The following is a 19310-nucleotide window of genomic DNA, read 5'->3' on the forward strand; positions in this document are numbered from 1 at the left end:
ATGGCCGCCGTCCTGCTCGTCTGCACGGCCAACATCTGCCGCTCGCCAATGGCCGAGGCCATCTTCAAGGCGCGCCTCGGCGATGTGTTCAAGACCATCGCATCGGCCGGCGTGCACGCCGACCCGCACGGTGGGCCGGTGGACGCCCGCGCGGCGGCCGCGCTGGCCCGGCATGACTACAGCCTGGAACGCAAATGGCGCTCGCGCCGCGTCGAGCCGGAGCAACTTGGCCAATACGACCTTGTGCTGGTGATGGAAGCCGAGCACCTGGAATCGCTGCGCAGGAAGGCCGCGCCCGAGCATCACGCCCGCATCCAGCTGCTGAGCAGCTTCGTGCCCGAGTTGGCCGGCCAGGACATCCCCGACCCCTATTTCGGCCCCGTCGCGGGCTTCGATGCCGTCATCGGCATGATCGAACGCGCCGCCGGCAGCCTGCAGACTGCGGCCCGCGAGGGCCGCCTGAAGTTCAGCTGATCAACCGGCCTTGCTGGCGAACTCGGCCACCTCGCGGGTGTCCGGCCCCTTGCCGCTGAACCGATCCAGCGCCAGGTAGATGACCGGCGTGATGTAGAGCGTCACCGCCTGCGACAGGATCAACCCGCCCACCACGGCCAGGCCCAGCGGCTGGCGCAGCTCGGCGCCGGCACCCAGGCCAAGGGCGATTGGCAGCGCGCCCATCAGCGCAGCCAGCGTCGTCATCATGATGGGCCGGAAACGCAGAATGGCCGCCTGCCGGATGGCCTCGGCCGGCGCCAGGCCCTGGCTGCGCTGCACGTCCAGCGCGAAGTCGATCATCATGATCGCGTTCTTCTTGACGATGCCGATCAGCATGACGATGCCGATGGTGGCGATGATGGTCAGCTCCATGCCGAACAGCTGCAGCGTGATCAGTGCGCCCACCGCAGCCGACGGCAGGCCGGCCAGGATGGTGAGGGGGTGGATGTAGCTCTCGTAGAGCACACCCAGCAGCACGTAGATGACGGCGACCGCGAGGCCGATCAGCAGCAACTGGCCGCCCTGCGAATCCTGGAACACCGCCGCATCGCCGCCATAGCTGGTGATGATGCTCGGCGGCAGCTTGATCTCCTGCGTGAAGGCCGCGATCTGCTTGGTCGCATCACCCAGCGGCACGTTCGGCGCGAGGTTGAAACTGATCGTGATGGCCTGCAGCTGGCCCTGGTGGTTGACGGCCGTCGGCCCCAGCGTGCGCTGCACGGTAGCGAAGGCCGTCAGCGGGACCTGGGCACCGTTCTTGCCACGCAGGTAGATCTTGTCGAACGCGGCCTCGCTGCTGCGGTCGTCGTCACCCGCCTCCATGATGACCTGGTAGGTGTTGCTCTCGGCGTAGATGCTGGACACCTGGCGCTCGCCGAAGGCGCCATAGAGCGCGTTGCGCAGGTCCTGCATCTGCACGCCCAGGATGGCCGCGCGCTCGCGGTCGATGACGAGGCTGGCCTGCAAGCCGCGCAGCTGGGAGTCGCTGGTGACGTCGCGGAAGCGGTTGTCGCCGCGCAGCTTCTCCTGCAGCTTGGTGGCCCAGCTGTTGAGCTCGCCGGCCGACACCGACTGCAGCGTGTACTGGTAGCGGCTCTTGCTCTGGCGGCCGCCGAGCTGCAGGTTCTGCACCGGGCGCAGGTAGACCTGGATGCCGGGCACGGCACGCAGCTTCTTGCGCAGGCCTTCGAGCACCTTGGGCATGGGCTCGCGGTCGCCGCGGGCCTTGAGGTTGATGAACATCCGGCCGGTGTTGGTGGCGCTGCCCGAAGGTCCGCCGCCAACGGCCGAGCTCAGTGCCGCGACGTTGGGATCGTTGCGCACGATGGCCGCGACCCGCTCCTGCAGCAGCGTCATGGCAGCGAACGAGGTGTCCTCGGCGGCCTCGGTGCTGGCCTGGATCTGGCCGATGTCTTCCTCGGGGAAGAAGCCCTTCGGGATGGTGGTGTAGAACCAGATCGTCGCAACGAAGCTCAGCACGGCAACGCCCAGCACCCAGGCGCGATGGCGCAGGGCCAGGTCCAGCGTGCGCGTGTAGGCATTCAGCGTGGCTGTGAAGCCGCGCTCGAACATCCGGCCCAGCGGGCCGTCCTCGTGGTGCTCGTCGGCCTTCAAGAGGCGGCTGCACAGCATGGGCACCAGCGTCAGCGACACGACGGCCGAGACGAGGATGGACAGGCCCACGACGACCGCGAACTCGTGGAACAGCAGGCCGATGACGCCCGGCATGAAGAAGATGGGGATGAGCACCGCCACCAGCGACACCGAGATGGACAGGATGGTGAACGCCATCTCGCGCGCACCGCGCACCGCCGCATCGAAGGGTTTCATGCCGTCCTCGACGTGGCGGACGATGTTCTCCAGCATGACGATGGCGTCGTCCACCACAAGGCCCACGGCCAGCGTGATGCCCAGCAGCGATATGTTGTCCAGCGAATAGCCCAACGCGAACAAGAGCGTGAGCGCGCCGATCAGCGAGATCGGCAGCGACGCCGTCGGGATCAGCGTCGCCACCGCACGGCGCAGGAAGATGAAGATGACCAGCACCACCAGGCCCACGGTCAGGGCCAGCGTCAGGTAGACGTCGTGCAACGACTCGCGGATGGACACCGAGCGGTCGTTCAGCGTCGACATCTTGATCGACGCCGGCATCTGCTCGGCATAGCGCGGCAGCAAGGCCTTGACCTTGTCCACCACCTGCACGGTGTTGGCGTCGGGCTGGCGCTGGATGGCCAGAACGATGGAGCGCTCGCCCTGGTAGGTGGAGTAGGTCTTGCTGGTCTCGACGCTGTCCTGCACTTCGGCCACGTCGCGCAGCAGCACCGGCGCACCGTTGCGCGAGGCGACGACGATGCGGCCGAATTCGGCAGCGTTGCGCAGCTGCCGGTTGGCCTGGATGGTCAGTGTCTGGCGCGATCCGTCCAGCACGCCGACGGGCGTGTTGGCATTGGCCGCGCGCACGGCCGTCTGCAGCTCGTCCAGCGTGATGTTGCGCTGGTTCAGCAGGTCGGTGCTGACCTTGATGCGCACCGCATAGCGCTTCTGGCCGAAGATGGACACCTGAGCCACGCCGTCGATGGTGGACAGCCCCGGCGACAACAGGTTCTCCGCGTAATCATTCAGTTCGGTGAGGTCGATGGACGGCGAGGTCAGCGCCACCAACAGCACCGGCGCGTCTGCCGGGTTGACCTTGCGGTAGCTGGGCGGAGAGGTCATCTCGGCCGGCAGCGCGCGCAAGCTACGGAAAAGAGCGGCCTGCACGTCCACGGCCGCGGCGTCGATGTCGCGCGACGGGTCGAACTCCAGCGTCAGCGACGTGTTGCCCAGCGTGTTGGTCGACGAGATGGTCTGCAGCCCGGCAATGGTGGAGAACTGCTTCTCCAGCGGCAGCGCGACTGACGACGCCATGGTCTCGGGCGACGCACCCGGCAGCGAGGCACCGACGTTGATGATGGGCGTGTTGTAGGACGGCAGGGCCGCGACCGGGATCTTGCTCCAGGCCGCCAGGCCGGCGATGACCAGCGACAGGTTCAGCAGCACGGTCATGACCGGCCGCCGGATGAAGACTTCGGTCAGCCTCATTTGCCGGCGCCCGAAGCTGCCGGCGCCGCGCCCGCGCCGCCGCTGGGCTGGATGCGCAACGGCGTTCCCGGGCGCAGGTTCTGCTTGCCCTCAATGACGACCTGGGCCGTCGTCTCCAGGCCCTCGACGACGGCCTGCTCACCCACGGCTTGGCGCAGCTGCACCGGCACGAGCTTGGCCGTGTTGTCCGGGCCGACGACATAGACCGAACGCTCGTTGCCACGCATGATGATGGCGGCCTGCGGCACCACGGTCACACCCTGCAGCGTACGCAGCGTGACGCGCACGCGCAGGTACTGGCCCGGCCAAAGAGCCTGGGCCTTGTTGTCGAACTCGGCCTTGACCTTGATGGTGCCGGTGGTGGCGTCGACGAGGTTGTCCACCGCCGTCACCCGCCCCTTGATGGACGCCGCACCGCGCGGCGAACCTGGCGGCGGGAGGGCCTCCACGTCCAGCTGGCCGGCGCGCGTGGCGCTCAGCAGCGAGCCGAGCTGGGTCTCGGGCACCGTGAAGCTGATGGCGATCGGATCCAGCTGCGCGATGTTGACCAGCGCCGCCGCAGTTGCATTGGCCTGGACGAGGCTGCCCGGGTAGACGCTGACGATGCCCGCACGGCCGCTAATGGGCGCGCGCAGCTCGTTGTAGCCGACGGCCACCTGGGCGGCCTGCACGGCGGCCTCGTCGCTGCGGATCAGGGCCTGGCCGGCGTCGAAGTTGGCCTGCGCCGTGTCGACGGCGTTCTGGGCGATGAAGTTCTGCGCCTTCAGCTCCTTGGCGCGGTTGAGCTGGCGCTCCAGGTCGGCCTGGGCCGCGCGGTCGCGGGCTAGCTGGGCTCGGGCCTTGTCCAGCGCGGCGCGGTCGGCGCGGTCGTCGAAGCGAAACAGCAGTTCGCCCTTCCTGACGTTCTGACCGTCCTTGACGAGCACCTGCGCTACCGTGCTGGTGGTCTGCGCGCGCAGGTCCACGCTCTGCAGCGCCGTGACCGTTCCGCTGGCCTCCACGGTGATGGGCACGTCGGCCTGCCTGACCTTGACGACGCCGACGTTCTGCGGCGGCGCGCTTGCCGCGGCGGCCGGCGCCGAGGCGCCGGGCGCAGCCGCGGCACCACCGGCATCGGCCTTGCGCCCGCAGCCGCTCAGCGCCGCAATGGCCAGGCCGCAGAAGATCATCAGATGAGGGGTCGAGCGCATGAGGCTGGGCCTGCCAAAAGTAATAGGGATTGACCGAAAAAACAGACCAGCTTAACCGGCCAGTTTTAAGGGCAGGTTGCTGGCCCGGCCGAGACGTGCGTTTTTTCCTCAGCCCTGCAGCGCACGCGCCAGCCGCGCGCCCGCCACGGCGTTGTTCTTCACGAGGGCGATGTTGGTGGCCAGACTGCGCCCGCCCGTCAGCGCCTTGATGCGGCCCAGCAAGAAGGGCGTGATGGCCTTGCCGGCAATGCCCTGCGCATCCGCTTCAGCCAGCGCCTGAGCCGTGATCGCATCGATCTCCTCCCGAGGCATGGCCTCGGCAGCCGGCACAGGATTGCTGACGACCACGCCGCCACCCAGGCCCAGTACCCACTTGGCACGGATGAAGCGCGCCTGCTCAGACGCCCCATCCATGCGGAAGTCGGCTTTGAGGCCGCTGTCAGGCGTGAAGAAGGCGGCGAAGTTGTCCTGGCCGATCGACAGCACGGGCACGCCATGCGTCTCAAGGTACTCCAGCGTCAGGCCCAGATCGAGAATGGACTTGGCGCCGGCGCAGACCACGGCCACCGGCGTGCGCGCCAGCTCCTGCAGGTCCGCCGAGATGTCGAAGCTCTCTGCACCGCCGCGATGCACGCCGCCAATGCCACCGGTGACGAAAACCTCGATGCCGGCCAGGTGGGCGCAGATCATGGTCGCGGCCACCGTCGTCGCACCCAGACGGCCCGTCGCGATGGCGTAGGGCAGGTCTCGGCGGCTCAGCTTCATGGCATCCGGTGCCTGGGCCAGTTGCTGCAGCTCCGCGTCGGCCAGGCCGACGCGGATGCGCCCGCCGATGACGGCGATGGTGGCCGGCACGGCACCTTCGATGCGGATGACGTCCTCGACCTGGCGCGCCGTCTCCAGGTTCTGCGGCCAGGGCATGCCGTGGGCAATGATGGTCGATTCGAGGGCGACGATGGGGCGGCCCTGTTCACGGGCGGCGGCCACTTCGGGCGAGAGTTGGATCAGGTCGTTCATCGCTTCAGCAGGAAATCGGAGGTCAGTTCGGGGTGGACGCTGTCCTCGGTCTGCAGCGTCAGCGCAGCGAGGTCCAGGCCCAGGCGGGCGGCGGCGTCGAAGTCGGCGGCATCGCGCAGCAGTGCCGCGCAGACTCCGGCCGACAGCGCATCGCCGGCGCCGGTCACATCGACGATGGGCACGTCGGGTGCCGGCCAGTGGCGCGGCGCATGACCGGGCTCGCTGAGCAGCAGGCCCTCGGCACCTTTGGAGACGAGGATACGCGCCACGCCGCGCGCGTGCAGGGCCGCGAAGGCGCCCAGCGGCTCGGGCGCCACGCAGGCCAGCTCGCCAGCGTTCAGGATCAGCAAGTGCATGCCGGCGAGCCGCTCAGGCAAGCGCTCCATCTTGGCCTCGGACACCGCCACGCAGACCAGGGGCACGCCGCTGGCACTCGCCTCGCCCAGCAGCAGCGGCCAGGCGTCCGTGGGCAGGTTGCCGTCGGCGACGATCAGGGCCGCCCCGGCACGCAGCGCCCTGCTGGCGCCGAGCGCCCACGGGTTGAGGCTCTCCACCAGCGGCATGGCCGCAAGGCCCAGCTCCAGGCTGCCATCTGGCGCGAGCACGGCCGTGTAGCTGTCGCTGGCATGGCGGCGCAACCGGATGATGGCGCGCAGGTCGATGCCCACGGACGCGGCCTGCTCCAGCAGCATGCGCCCGCCGGCGTCGTCGCCGACGGCGGCCACCAGCGACACCGGCAGGCCCAGGCGCGCCAGGTTCTCGGCCACGTTGCGAACGACGCCGCCGGGGGTTTCATGGGATTCGCAGGGGTTGGACGACCCGGGCAGCGCATGCGCCAACAGCTTGAGCTTGCGGTCGACATTGAGGCCGCCAATGCAGACGATGGGGGCGGCGTAAGCAGTCATTGGCGTGATTCTAGGAAGACCGCTCACCAAACCACGCCACCATCGCCGCCGCCAATGACTGCACCACCTGCGCGTCAATGCGCCCGCTGCGCGCCCTGACATGGAAAGCATGGTCTGCGTCTTCCTCGACGTGCAGCGTGGCGCCGGCGCCAAGACCCTGCACGACACCCCGCAGCAGGTCCAGCCGTGCCAACTCGTCGCACGTGCCCTGCAGGAACAGCAAGGGCAGCCGCAGCTCGGCCAGGTGCGCTGCCCGCTCAGTCCCCGGCTTGCCAGCCGGGTGCAGCGGAAAGCCGACGAAGGCCAGCCCACGCACGCCGGGCATTGGCGCCGCAGCCTGGGCCTGCGAGCTCATGCGGCCGCCGAAGGACTTGCCACCCGCGAACAGTGGCGCGCCGGGCAGTCGGGAGTGCGCGGCCGCCACCGCTGCGCGCACCGTGGCCTGGGCCAACGCGGGCGCGTCAGGCCGCCTGGAGCCGCGCTCCATGAAGGGGAACTGGTAGCGCAGCGTCGCCACCGAGCGCTCGAGCAAGGCCTGCGACAGCGCCGCCATGAAGTCGTGCTGCATGCCCGCACCCGCTCCATGGGCGAAGACGTAGGCACACAGCGGCCGCGGCGGCTGCTGCCACAGGGCGGACACGGTAGCGTGGCCGTCGATCGTCAGCGAACAGGGCTCGGGTGGATTCATGCTGGATGGCGCCGGCTGCATGCCCGCCAGCTTACGGTGCCCGCAAGGTCTCACCGGGCCGTCGTTTACGATGCACCGGCCCGGCCGCTCCGGCAGGGCGACGTCGCTCGGACGGTTCCGGGCGCTCACGTGACACTGCAATGACCTCTTCCACTTCCGCCAGCGGCGGCAAGCGCCGTTTCGCGCGCATCGACCGCCTCCCGCCCTACGTCTTCAACATCACGGCCGAGCTCAAGCTCGCGGCCCGTCGGCGTGGCGAGGACATCATCGACATGAGCATGGGCAACCCCGACGGGGCCACGCCGCCGCACATCGTCGCCAAGCTCGCGGAGGTCGCGCAGCGGCCCGACACCCACGGCTACTCGGCCAGCAAGGGCATCCCGCGGCTGCGCCGCGCGATCTCGCACTGGTACCAGCGCCGCTACGGTGTGGCCATCGATCCCGACACCGAAGCCATCGTCACCATAGGCTCCAAGGAGGGGCTGGCCCACCTGATGCTGGCCACGCTGGACCGCGGCGACACAGTGCTGGTGCCAGACCCCAGCTACCCCATCCACATTTACGGCGCGGTCATCGCCGGCGCCGACATCCGCGCCATTCCCGTCAGCAGCGAGGTGGACTTCTTCGCCGAGCTGGAGAAGACCATACGCGGCAGCTACCCCAAGCCCAAGATGATGGTGTTCGGCTTCCCGTCCAACCCGACGGCGCAGTGCGTGGACCTGGCCTTCTTCGAACGCGTCATCGCACTGGCAAGGAAGCACGACATCCTCGTCGTACACGACCTGGCCTATGCCGACATCGTCTTTGACGGCTACCAGGCGCCGTCCATCATGCAGGTTCCCGGCGCCAAGGACGTGGCGGTCGAATTCTTCACGCTCAGCAAGAGCTACAACATGGCCGGCTGGCGCGTCGGCTTCATGGTCGGCAACCCGGACCTCGTCGCGGCGCTGGCGCGCATCAAGAGCTACCACGACTACGGCACCTTCACGCCGCTGCAGGTCGCGGCCATCGCCGCGCTCGAAGGCGACCAGCAATGCGTACAGGACATCGCCGCCAGCTACCAGCGCCGCCGCGACGTGCTCTACAAGGGGCTGACCGAGGCCGGCTGGCCCGTCGACTGTCCCAAGGCCAGCATGTACATCTGGGCCCGCATTCCCGAGCCCTACCGCGAACTGGGCTCTCTGGAGTTCGCCCGCCAGCTGCTGGAGAAGGCCAAGGTCTGCGTGTCACCCGGCATCGGCTTCGGCGACCACGGCGACGGGCACGTGCGCTTCGCGCTGATCGAGAACGAGTCGCGCATCCGCCAGGCGGTTCGCGGCATCAAGGCCATGTTCAAGGCCGATGGAGTCCTGAAGCCATGACCTCTGGTTCGACTCAATAGAGTTCACAAACTCGAACCGACCGCACTCATGGGAGAGCACGGTTTGTGGACGCTGTACTCCGGGAGCGAATAGTTTAAGGGCCGCTGGCCTTGACAGGTGCAGCGCCCCACTCGCAAAACAATAGGATTCAAAAGCGTGAGTACTCAGATCCCAACTCTTCCGAAAGGGTCGATGCTCCATTCAGCGTTGGCATTCAGCTACCGATCGTCAGCAGCCAGCAATGGCCGATGACTTGTGGACAGGTCTACGGCTACCGCGGAGCAAGCCACGCGAATTGGTTGGGTGCGGGTGCAGGTTCGGCAGCAGTCAGTCATTCAACGGCGCCAAATCGCCGATCGAGATCCGGCGGAGCAACACGCTCTTTGGCGACTACTCGCTCGGACTGACCTCTGCGGCTTCGAACCAATGGTCCGCGGAGCTAGCTAGTGGGCGCGCGCAAGGCTGCGTCCGCTACACAAGAACGCACGGTCCCGTTGCGACACAGACGGGCCTTCGCTCGTGCAGGCAATGTGCAGCCAAAGAAGCAATGCATGGCGGACCGGCCACATGGCGCCTCGCTCCCGGCCTGGATCGAACGGCAGGATCAGATCACCAAGGAATCGGCAGAGGCCTACCGCCAGGCGCGCATGACGGCTGAGGCAGAGCAAGCAGAGCGGGTCCTGACGCGGGGGACCGCCAATCGGGAGATGGACCGACTGGCTGCCGAGCGCCGCCGTCGAGCGCTGGCGTAGTGCCCGCCTACTTCCCTTGTTCGGTCGCCGCAGCCAGGCTCTCGCCGACTCGGGGCCACGTCCTGTTGAGGGCATCCAAGCCAACGTCCAAGGCCTTGCGCCAAGCCGGGCCGCGTGCACGTGTCGAGGCAACCATCTCAACGATGGTGTCGGGGTCGCGCTGCACGAAGTAGTCGATCAGCGCCGCTGCCTGGGCGATGTCCTTCTTCGTCTTTGATCGGCTGTCCCCGGTCCGTTCGGCGGCCACGAGCAGCTTGCCCACGGCGTAGGTGGCCGGCGCTGGCAGGTTGACGACGATGGCCGAAGTACTGCCCAGCAGGGCCGCGGGGACGGGAGCTTCAAGCGCCAGCTCCATGAAGCGCAGCGGCTGCAGGGTCACGTTCAGCGCGCGACAGTCGACCGGCTCGTCACCGGCGCGCGTCCGGGAGGTCAGCCAGTCCAGATCGAAGTCCGGCTCGTCCGGCTTCACATAGCGTGTTCCAGAGTTCACCGGCACAAAGCCCATCTGCAGGGACTCGATCGCCGAGTGGGCATCGACGCGGGCGTCCGGCGCCACAGCCAATGATAGGTTCCTGCCCGCGTGGGCGAAGTCCAGGTCGACCGTCTGGCCAGGATCACCCCAGAGCACGCCCAGCACGTTCTGGTAGGCCAGGAATGCATGGGTACCGACCACAAGGGCGCCGGCCGAGAACACACCGTGATCGGCGAGGCGCTTCAGCACTCGGAAATGCTTCGGCGCGACGGTGTAGCAGCCCAAGGCTGCAGCCGCATTGGCCAGCTTGCGCAAGTGCTGTTGGTTGGCGCTCGCCGTTTCGTTGTGCGCGGCATCGATGAGCGCGCGCGTTGCTTCGTCATCCGGACCGACATAGATCTGTTCGAGGCCGGCCGGACCCTTGCGCTGGTAATAGTGGTACCGCTTGCCGTGGACCAGCTTCGACGCGAAGCCGCCTGGAAGGTCGGCGGGCGATCGATTGAGCTGCGCCATCCGGGCTGCGGAGAGCACGGAGGAGTAGGCGGCCTGAGCTGCCAAGCTGTTGTCCACGAACATGTTTGTATACTACCTTTTTATAATAGGTAGTACATCAATTTCTGACCATAGTGTTGGAAGGCCGTCAAACCCGACGGGGCCGCTTCAGATGAGGTGTTTTGAGGAACACCCCCAGACCCAGCCGGCGATCGCATGTCCGAAACGCGATAGCGCGCCGACGACAAACGCGACCCGAGACGAACTTCAAGAGATTGCGCAAAGCAAAGCTATGACTGTCCTCTGAAACCGTAGCCAGAGTCAGCCTGTAGGGCGGCTCAGTCAACGCGCACCGCTCTACGGCATGGGTCATCGTCGCGCCCTTCGCCAGGGCATCCGTCACGATGGCCAGGCCAAAACCTGATTCAACCATGGCGAAGATGGTCTCGGCTATTCGGCGGTGTAGTGCAGCGGGCCAGGCAACATCCGCAAGCCGTGCTGGTTGCCTGCTTTGCAGCGACAACAGACATCGCCAGGGGCCGACAGCAAGCCGCGAAGCCGACATCGAGACCTGCTACCGAACCGCTTCAGCTCCAAAGAGTTGTTCGGCCAGAGTGTTGGCCTTTATTCGAGCTGCTTCGGTCAAGTGCACTGACTCTCGGTGCCCTCGAGGGTCTGTGATCAGTCTTTGCTTGTGGAGATAGGGACAGGTTGTCTACTCGAACAGGTGCAGTCCATGGGATTGGCATCGTTCGAACTCGACCGGCGAGGTGTCGCCGACGGTGCCGTGACGCCGGTTGGGGTTGTAGAACATCTCGATGTAGTTGAAGACGTCGGCGCGGGCATCATTGCGCGTGGCGTAGACCTGCTTGCGGACGCTGAACTTGAGCTTCTCACGACGCCGCCACCGCCACTAGTTCCACGCGCAAACCCGGCGCCAGTCCGGCCTGAAAGCACGCGCGCTGCGGCCAGTGCGCTGGGGCAGGGCCTATCCACTCCTGCCATAGCGCGTCGAACTCGGCGCGGTCCGCGATGTCGGCGAGCATGACCTGCAACGACAACAGCCTGGCCCGTGACGAACCGGCCTCGGCCAGATGGGCGTTCAACACGCGCAGGCTCTGTGCCACCTGCGCCGCGAACGGTGCAGTCGCGTCCGTGGCATTCGCCACCGTCCAGACCAGGCCCGAGCAGGCCACGGTGCGGCTACGCCCCGGGCCGCTGGCAGGCCAGCGTTGGATGGCAAGGGATTCTGAAGTCATGGTGCAGCGGGCTCCGTCGGGTGGGCGGCCAGTTTAGGGCGCAGTCTGCGCACCAACACGGCCTTGACCCACCGCTGACCAAGCGCTGACCCCGCGCTGACGACTTGTGCGGGCCCCGCCGGGAGACTGCGTGCCATCGCAACGGACACCGTCCACCAGGGCAACGAGCATGAAACCGCACCACCTCTCCCTCGCCGCCGCGCTGCTCGCGGGCTGCATGGCCGGCGCCCAGGCGCAGGCCACCATCGACCAGAACAAGGCGCTGGCCGGCAATGTCACGCCGGGTGATACACCGGGCTTTCCGGTGACGCTCAACCAGCCCGGCAGCTACAGGCTGACTGGCAATCTGACGGTGCCCGAAGCCAACACCACCGCCATCCTCATCACGTCGCCCAACGTGACGCTGGATCTGGGCGGTTACGCCATCCTGGGGCCATGCGCCGGCGGCTGCGGCTCGTCCAGCCTTGGCGACGGCGTGGCGCTGGCCCTGCCCAACCCCAGCCCTGGCATCGGGCTGGCCGCCATCGAAATCGCCAACGGCACGGTGCGCGGCATGGGCCGCTATGGCATCAATGGCATCAACACCCTTCACGGTGGCAGCTACGGCGCGCTGCGGGTGGAACGGATGCGGCTGTTGAACAACCGCTATGGCATCTCGATAGCCGGCGGCGGCAGTGTCGCCAACAGCGACATCAGCGGCAACGTGGTCGCCCTCCACGGCAACAGCGTCGCGCTGCGCCACAACGACATCACCCGCAATAGCACAGCCTTCTCGCTCAACTCCGACTCCTCCGCCCTCGGCAATGTGATCCAGGGCAATGGCACGGACGCGCTGGCCAGTGTGCGCAACCTCGGCGGCAACCTTTGCGGCACCGCCTTGTGCCCCTGAACAGGCCGTCTCATCCCAGGAGCTCCACCATGTCCAAGACCTTTTCCTTCCTCCTCGCCGCGCTGCTCGCGGCCGGCGCGCAGGCGCAAGTCATTACCATCGACCAGAACAAGGCGCTGGCCGGCGGCGTCACGCCGGGCGACGCGCCGGGCTTTCCGGTGACGATCTCGCAGCCGGGCAGCTACCGGCTGACGGGTAATCTGAACGTGCCCAGCCACAACTACGGGGCCATCCAGGTCACGACGGAAGGCGGCGTCACGCTGGACCTTGGTGGCTTCGTCGTTCGCGGCACGCGCTGCAGCGGCACGCTGTGCAACATCATCACCCCCGAGGTGCATGGCATCAGCGGCGTGAACGTGCGTATCCACGATGGCTGGATCGAGAACTTCGCGGGCTGGGGGTTCTACGCCACCTTGGGTGGTTTCCGAACGGTCATCGAGCGTGTGTTCGTCGCCAACAACGGATCCGGCGGCATCGCCGCGAGCGGGTACTCCCTCGTGCAGGACTCTCGCATCACGCAGAACCAAGGCATTGGATTGACGATGCTGAGCGGCATCGTGCGGGGCAACGTCATCGCCGGCAACACGCAGGCCCAACTGCGCGGCTCCAACGGTACGGTCCTGGTCAGTGGCAACACCCTCCTCGGCCCGGTGCCGTTCGATGCCAACGGCACGGCAGGACCGATCAGCATGAATGACAACGTGTGCGCCGCCACCTACGCCAACGGCCAGCGCTGCTGAACCCCACCGCCCCCTGACCGGACGGCCCACCATGCCCACCCTCTACCACCTCCTCGCCGGCATCCTGCTCGGCGGCGGGCTCATCGTCGCCATCGGCCCGCAGAACCTGCACCTGCTGCAGGTGGGCATCCAGCGCCGGCACGTGGCCGCGACGGTGGCCGTCTGCATCGGCGTCGACGCCGTGCTCATCACGCTGGGCCTCAGCGGCCTGTCGCTGCTGCTGATGAGCCGGCCCGACTGGCTGACGCAGCTACGCTGGCTGGCCTGGCCGCTGCTGGGCCTGATGGCGCTGCGCTCGCTGCGCGAGGCCTGCCGCGCCGACCCGGTGGCGGCGCTGCGGCAGCCCGCGGCCGCCTCGGCGCGCGCGGCCTTCGGGCTGGCGGCGCTGGTGAGCCTGGGCAACCCGGCCGTGTGGATAGAGACGCTGCTCATCGTCGGCGCGTCCGGCGCCAGCCTGGAGCCGCCCGCGCGCAGCGCCTTCGGCCTGGGCGCGCTGCTGGCCTCGGTGCTGTGGTTCTGCGCGCTGGGCTATGGCGCGCGCCACCTCGCCCGCCACCTGCAGCGGCCCTGGCTGCTGCGCGGCCTGCACGGGCTGAGCGCCGCGCTGCTGCTCGGCAGCCTGGCCGCGACGGCCTAACACCTTCTCCTTCATCACGAGTCCAACCCCATGAAACCACTGCTGCTCCTCGCCGCGCTGCTGGCCACCTCCACCGCCTTCGCGCAAACCACCATCGACCAGAACAAGGCCCTGGCCGGCAACGTCACGCCGGGCGACGCACCGGGCTTTCCCATCCGCATCAGCCAGCCGGGCAGCTACAAGCTGACCAGCAGCCTCATCGTGCCGGCCGACACCAATGGCATCGAGGTCGCTGCCCACAACGTCACGCTGGACCTCAACGGGTTCACGATCAGCGGCGCGATCACCTGCACGGGCTCCGGCGCAGGCTTGGTCTGCACCGGAGGCCAGGGTGACGGCGTGATCTCCTACGCGGCGCGGGGCACAACGGTGCGCAATGGCACCGTAACAGGCTTCTACCGCGGTGTAGTGCTGGGAGCGAACGCCCTGGTGGAGCAGTTGCGGGTCGTCCATAACGGCACCGTAGGGCTGTCCCTGACGCAAACCAATGCCGTCGTCGACGGAGGGAACTTCTCTAGCAACGGATCGGTCGGCATTGTCAGCGGCAGCATCGGCATCCTGATGCGCAACCTCACCGCTTCGGGCAATCGCTGGATCGGCATCCAGTCCTTTCACGGCTCGTCCGTGCAAGGCGTGATCGCCAGCCACAACGGCACCTACGGCATGCAAGGCGGCCATGTCGGCGCCTCGGTCCTGGCGGACAACGGCACCAACAACCTCAACACCAGCTACAGCATGGGCAACAACCTCTGCAGCGCCTCTCTCTGCTGAAAGCCACCCTCATGAAACACCCGCTCCTCCTCGCCACGCTGTTGGCCACGTCCTCGGCCTTCGCGCAGACCACCATCGACCAGAACAAGGCCCTGGCCGGCGGCATCACGCCGGGCGACACGGCCGGCTTCCCCATCACCCTCAGCCAGCCCGGCAGCTACAAGCTGACTGGCAACCTCAACGTGCCGGCCGACGTGTTCGGCATCCTCATCACGGCCGAGAACGTCACGCTGGACCTGAACGGCTTCACCGTGCGCGGGCCGGGCAGCTGCACGCGCAATGCCGGCACGAAGGAAGTCGTCTGCACGCAGCAGACGAACGCCAACGCCGCCGGCATCCTGGCGACGCAGAAGGACGTCGCCGTCCGCAACGGCATGGTGCGGGGCTTTGCCGGCCACGGCGTCTGGCTGCAGCAGAGCGGCAGCGCAGAACAGCTGCACGTCAGCCAGAACGCCGGCAACGGCCTGACGCTGGTGCGCGGCCATGCGCGGGACATCGAGTCCGACACCAACGGCTTCAACGGCATCTCGGGCTCCGGTCTGCTGACCACCGGCAGCGTGGCACGCAACAACGGCAGCATAGGCATCTCGGGTGGCTATGTGCAGGAAAGCCTGGCCTCCGGCAACTACACCTACGGCATGTATGGCCGCCTGCGCGCCACGGTGGCCTACGACAACGGCACGGCCGACTACTACCCCGGTTCCACCTCGATGGGCAACAACCTGGCCAGCAACGGCGCCTACTGACATGAAAACCCTCGCACCCCTCCTCGCCGCCGCCCTCGCGCTGGCCGCCACCACCGCCCACGCCGCTCCGGTGAGCTACGGCTTCACCGGCAGCGTGACTTACGACGACGCCGACCGCGGCCATACCGGCTTTGCCGGCAGCTTCAGCTTCGACAGCACGGCCGCCAACCAGATCAACGACCCGGGCGGCAGCATGGGCAGCTACACCGGCATCGGTGCAGCCTGGTCGTTCACGCTGGCCTTCGACGGCGGCGCGCTGCTGGACTTCAGCAGCCAGGGCCTGCACGTCAACGTGATGAACAACGCGGGCGGCTACGACTGGCTGGGCCTGCTGGGTACGGGCAGCGACGGCACCGTCAGCGCCGGGCTGTACGACTTCACCGCGCTGCTGTTCGGCAACGCCGCGCTGCCGCTGAAGGACGGCGGCTACACGCTGGCGGACTTCGGCTGGTCCGACTTCCAATGGGAGTCCGGCGCCGGCACGCTGCAGGGCATGTTCACGTCGCTGGCCTGCACGGCGGGCTGCAGCGCCAGCAACCCCGGCGGCGGCGATCCGGGCCCTGGCACGCCGGGCAACCCCGGTGGCGGCGGCAACACGGTGCCCGAGCCCGGCGGCCTGGCACTGGCCACCACCGCACTGGCACTGCTGCTGCACCGCCGCCGCCGCGGCTGAACCGGAGCCGCCCATGTCGACCTCATCCACGCCCCACAGCCACGTCTACGTGCTCAAGCTGATCCCCGACGAGATGGGTGGCTCCGTGCTGCGCGGCCGGCTTGAGCACATCGCCTCGGGCCGACGCCATGACTTCGACAGCGGCGTTGCGCTGATCGGCTGCCTGCACCATGAAGAACAGCAGGTCGCCCGCGAGCAGCGCGAACGCGGCCATGAGCTGGAGCACCCGGAACCCTGAAGCGGCCAGGCCCTAGACTGGCAGCGTCCGCCTGCCCGCCCCATGACGTCCCCCACCTCGCCCCTGCCGCCCGTGACCATCGACGCCGAGCGGCATCTGCTGCGCCTGGGCGACCGCGAGGTGGAGCTGCAGCCGCGCGTGCTGGGCCTGCTGCAGTGCCTGGCCTCGCGGCCCGGCCAGGTGATCGGCAAGGAACAGCTGCTGGACGAGGTCTGGGGGCACCGCTTCATCACCGAGGGCGTCATCAAGACGGCCATCAGCGAACTGCGTGCGGCTCTGGGCGACGACGTGAAACAGCCACGCTGGATAGAGACGCTGGCGCGGCGCGGCTACCGCTACATCGGCACCGCGTTGCTTGCTTCGGCGGCGCCAGCCAGCGTGTCGTCGCAGCCGCAGTGCAGCTCGACGCTGATCGGCCGCGAGGATGCGCTGGCCGCGCTCCAGGCCCGCTGGGCCGCCGCCTGCCAGGGCCAGCCAGGCGTGCTGCTGGTGGCCGGCGATGCCGGCATGGGCAAGACGGCGCTGCTCAGCGAGTTCATGCACGGCCTGGACCAGCGCAGCGGCGACGAGGCCGTGGTGGCGGTGGGGCAGTCCGTCGAGGCGCTGGGCGAGGGCGAGCCCTACCTGCCTTTCCTGGAGGCGCTGAGCCCGCTGCTGGCCCAGCAGCCCGGCCTGCTGGCCGAACTGCGCCGCGTGGCCCCCACCTGGCTGTCGCAGATGCCCTGGCATGTGGCCCTCGAGGACCGCGAGGCGCTGGCCCGCGAGGTGGCCGGCGCCTCGCAGGAACGCATGCTGCGCGAGTTCGCCGTGCTGCTGGATCAGGCCACGCAGACGCAGCCCTGGCTGGTGGTGGTGGAAGACCTGCACTGGAGCGACAGCGCCAGCGTGCAGTTGCTGGGCCACCTGGCGCGACGGCGCAGCAGCGGCCGCTGGCTGGTGGTGGGCAGCTTCCGCCCCGTGGACGTGGCGGCCAGCGAGCATCCGCTGGGCGACATGCGGCGCGAGCTGCGCCTGCACGGCCAGGTCGGCGAGATCGTGCTGGACGGCCTGGACGAAGCCGGGCTCGCGCAGTTCACCGCCGCCCGCTGCCCCGGCGCGCAGCCGACTGCGACCTTCCTCGCCGAGTTGCACCGCCACACCGACGGCCTGCCGCTGTTCGTCGAGCGCGTGTTCACCGAGTTGCTGGAACAGAGGCTGGTGCGGCCGCTGGGCGACGGCGCCTGGCGCTTCCCTGAAGCCAGTCACCCGCTGCCACTGCCGCTCACGCTGATCGACCTGATGGAGCGTCAGATCGATCGCCTGCCCGCCCCCACGCGCCAAATGCTGGAGGTGGCGGCGCTGTCGCCCAACGAGTTCGACGATCTGGTGCTGGCCCAGGTCCTGGACATAGCCCCGGCAGACGTGCGCCAGCGCCTGGATGGCCTGGTACGCCGCCGGCTGTGGCTGCTGGCGCGCGAACCGCACCTGGTGTCGGACGAGCGCGTCGCCACCAGCTACGGCTTCCAGCACGCGCTGATGCGGCACGCCTTCGAGCAACGCGTGCCGCCGGCCGGCCGCGTGGCGCTGCATCGTCAACTGGGCCAGGCCATTGAGGCCGTCTACGGCGCCTGTTGCGCCGAGCGCAGCGTGGAGCTGGCCGAGCATGCGCGTCTCGGCCGCGAGCCACTGAAGGCCGCCCGCTACTACAACCTAGCGGCACAGCAGGCGCTGCAGCGCATCGCGCCGTTCTCGGCACTGGACCTGGTACGCGTGGGCCTTGCCCAGCTGGACCAGGCGCCCTCCGGCCAGGAAGCCGACGGCGTGCGCGTGGGCCTGCTGCTGGCGCGCATGCGCGCGCTGGTCGTCACGCGCGGCTACATCATTCCATGCATCGAGGATGCCTTCGCGCTGGTGGCCGACTGGCCGTTGACGCGGCAGACACTGCCGGTATGGCACGCAGCGCTATGGACGCGCCACAACGGCGGCCAATGGGCCAGCCGTGACGAGCTGATGGCCAGGCTGGATGCGCTGGAGGCACAACCGACGGCGGACTGGGTGCTGTCTGCGGTCTGCGCCAACGCCCGCGGTCTGATCGCATCGCATCGCGGCGAGCCGCTGCTGGCCCTGCCCCATCTGGAACAAGCCTTGCAATTGCACGAGGCCCATCACCAGCCCGGCGAGCCGCTACCGCTGCTGCAGGACTTCGAGATCGACACGCTGTGCCACAAGTACGTTTCGTTCGTGGAGCTGGGCGACGAGGCACAAACCGCCACGACTGAAGCACACATACAGGCACGCCTGACTGCTGGCGTGGACCCGCTGAGCGAGGCCATGGCCTTGTTTTACCTGGCGATGGGTGCACAGCTGCAGGATGACGACGCGCGGCTGGGTGGCCTGGTGCAGCGCGCACAGACGCTGCTGTCCACCCGCGAGGCGCTACCCGGGGCAGGTCCCCACGGCGTTTTGCTGGGCTGGAGCCTGTGCCGGGCCGGCGACCTGCCGGCCGGCATCGCGCGCATGCAGCAGGCACTGCGCGACTACGAGGCGCAGAAATCCATTCCCGGTCGCATGTACTACCTGCAGTTGTTGGCGCGCCAGGCGCTAGCGGCCGATGACTTGACGCTCGCCGGACAGTGCCTGCGCGACTGTGACGATCTCCACGCCATAGGCGAGCGGGCCTTGTACGGCGAGGTGCTGCGAACACGCTCCGCCTGGTTGGTGCGCCACGACAACCGAGCCGCAGCGCTGCGCACCCTGGATGAGGCCGAAGCCTATGCCCGGCAGCGCGGCCTGAAGCGCCTGCTGGCGACACTGCAGCACGATCGCGGCCTCCTGTCCTGACGCTTCCGCTCACCGACCACCGCCCGCAGAGACGACGACACATCGCCCACCGCCCCTCCGGCCACATGCCGTGCCTCGTCCGGT

At 68.2% G+C, this 19310-nt stretch carries 18 protein-coding genes and 1 pseudogene; 11 read left to right on the top strand and 8 right to left on the bottom strand.

The window, feature by feature from the left end; translation table 11 throughout:
- Window positions 1–474, top strand: coding sequence for a low molecular weight protein-tyrosine-phosphatase (locus tag QM732_RS21760; RefSeq protein ID WP_415658176.1), 474 nt, complete (start codon window positions 1–3; stop codon window positions 472–474).
- On the opposite strand, the gene QM732_RS21765 is transcribed toward QM732_RS21760, so the two are convergent.
- The 5 genes from QM732_RS21765 to QM732_RS21785 form a co-directional block, all read right to left on the bottom strand.
- The gene (locus tag QM732_RS21765) at window positions 475–3576 is read right to left on the bottom strand and encodes an efflux RND transporter permease subunit (RefSeq protein WP_415658177.1); all 3102 of its coding nucleotides are present in this window, start codon (window positions 3574–3576) and stop codon (window positions 475–477) included.
- On the bottom strand, window positions 3573–4766 hold the full coding sequence (locus QM732_RS21770) for an efflux RND transporter periplasmic adaptor subunit (RefSeq protein WP_415658178.1): 1194 nt from the start codon (window positions 4764–4766) through the stop codon (window positions 3573–3575). Before QM732_RS21770 ends, QM732_RS21765 begins: the two co-directional genes overlap by 4 nt.
- Before the next feature lie 108 nt (window positions 4767–4874).
- Entirely contained in the window at window positions 4875–5783 is a 909-nt protein-coding gene (locus tag QM732_RS21775; RefSeq protein ID WP_415658179.1) for a pseudouridine-5'-phosphate glycosidase, read from the bottom strand.
- Window positions 5780–6688 carry a carbohydrate kinase family protein gene (locus tag QM732_RS21780; RefSeq protein WP_415658180.1) on the bottom strand — a complete coding sequence of 303 codons (909 nt, stop codon included), beginning with the start codon at window positions 6686–6688 and terminating at the stop codon, window positions 5780–5782. Before QM732_RS21780 ends, QM732_RS21775 begins: the two co-directional genes overlap by 4 nt.
- A 10-nt stretch (window positions 6689–6698) precedes the next feature.
- Window positions 6699–7376 (bottom strand): alpha/beta family hydrolase, encoded by a 678-nt coding sequence (locus QM732_RS21785; RefSeq protein ID WP_415658181.1) that lies wholly within the window; start codon window positions 7374–7376, stop codon window positions 6699–6701.
- A gap of 140 nt (window positions 7377–7516) precedes the next feature.
- On the opposite strand from QM732_RS21785, the gene alaC reads away from it, so the two are divergent.
- Together alaC and QM732_RS21795 are read left to right on the top strand one after the other, a co-directional pair.
- The gene (gene alaC, locus QM732_RS21790; protein ID WP_415658182.1) at window positions 7517–8737 is read left to right on the top strand and encodes an alanine transaminase; all 1221 of its coding nucleotides are present in this window, start codon (window positions 7517–7519) and stop codon (window positions 8735–8737) included.
- A gap of 551 nt (window positions 8738–9288) precedes the next feature.
- A complete protein-coding gene (locus QM732_RS21795; protein WP_415658183.1) occupies window positions 9289–9489 on the top strand; it encodes a hypothetical protein in 201 nt (66 codons plus the stop codon).
- A 7-nt stretch (window positions 9490–9496) separates the two neighbouring features.
- Here QM732_RS21795 and QM732_RS21800 read toward each other — a convergent pair whose 3' ends face one another.
- The 3 genes and pseudogenes from QM732_RS21800 to QM732_RS21810 all read right to left on the bottom strand — a co-directional run bounded on the left by QM732_RS21800 (window position 9497) and on the right by QM732_RS21810 (window position 11712).
- On the bottom strand, window positions 9497–10531 hold the full coding sequence (locus tag QM732_RS21800) for a GSU2403 family nucleotidyltransferase fold protein (RefSeq protein ID WP_415658184.1): 1035 nt from the start codon (window positions 10529–10531) through the stop codon (window positions 9497–9499).
- A 637-nt stretch (window positions 10532–11168) separates the two neighbouring features.
- Window positions 11169–11324 (bottom strand): annotated as a pseudogene (locus tag QM732_RS21805) (IS3 family transposase); the annotation flags it as partial.
- Window positions 11325–11346: 22 nt separating this feature from the next.
- Entirely contained in the window at window positions 11347–11712 is a 366-nt protein-coding gene (locus QM732_RS21810) for a Rid family hydrolase (RefSeq protein ID WP_415658185.1), read from the bottom strand.
- Between the two features lie 169 nt (window positions 11713–11881).
- On the opposite strand from QM732_RS21810, the gene QM732_RS21815 reads away from it, so the two are divergent.
- From QM732_RS21815 to QM732_RS21850, 8 genes are read left to right on the top strand one after another with little or no spacing between them, the layout of a single operon-like run.
- Entirely contained in the window at window positions 11882–12601 is a 720-nt protein-coding gene (locus QM732_RS21815) for a hypothetical protein (protein WP_415658186.1), read from the top strand.
- A 29-nt stretch (window positions 12602–12630) separates the two neighbouring features.
- Entirely contained in the window at window positions 12631–13341 is a 711-nt protein-coding gene (locus QM732_RS21820) for a hypothetical protein (RefSeq protein WP_415658187.1), read from the top strand.
- 31 nt (window positions 13342–13372) lie between these two features.
- Window positions 13373–13978, top strand: a complete 606-nt coding sequence (locus QM732_RS21825; RefSeq protein ID WP_415658188.1) for a LysE/ArgO family amino acid transporter — start codon at window positions 13373–13375, stop codon at window positions 13976–13978.
- Window positions 13979–14008: 30 nt separating this feature from the next.
- Window positions 14009–14749 (top strand): hypothetical protein, encoded by a 741-nt coding sequence (locus QM732_RS21830; protein ID WP_415658189.1) that lies wholly within the window; start codon window positions 14009–14011, stop codon window positions 14747–14749.
- 11 nt (window positions 14750–14760) lie between these two features.
- Window positions 14761–15495, top strand: a complete 735-nt coding sequence (locus QM732_RS21835; RefSeq protein ID WP_415658190.1) for a hypothetical protein — start codon at window positions 14761–14763, stop codon at window positions 15493–15495.
- 1 nt (window position 15496) lies between these two features.
- A complete protein-coding gene (locus tag QM732_RS21840) occupies window positions 15497–16168 on the top strand; it encodes a hypothetical protein (RefSeq protein ID WP_415658191.1) in 672 nt (223 codons plus the stop codon).
- 13 nt (window positions 16169–16181) lie between these two features.
- Window positions 16182–16406 (top strand): hypothetical protein, encoded by a 225-nt coding sequence (locus QM732_RS21845; protein ID WP_415658192.1) that lies wholly within the window; start codon window positions 16182–16184, stop codon window positions 16404–16406.
- 42 nt (window positions 16407–16448) lie between these two features.
- Window positions 16449–19226 carry an AAA family ATPase gene (locus QM732_RS21850; RefSeq protein WP_415658193.1) on the top strand — a complete coding sequence of 926 codons (2778 nt, stop codon included), beginning with the start codon at window positions 16449–16451 and terminating at the stop codon, window positions 19224–19226.
- Window positions 19227–19310 lie beyond the last annotated feature (84 nt).

It is taken from the genome of Roseateles sp., from assembly GCF_047654805.1.
GTDB lineage: Bacteria > Pseudomonadota > Gammaproteobacteria > Burkholderiales > Burkholderiaceae_C > Pelomonas.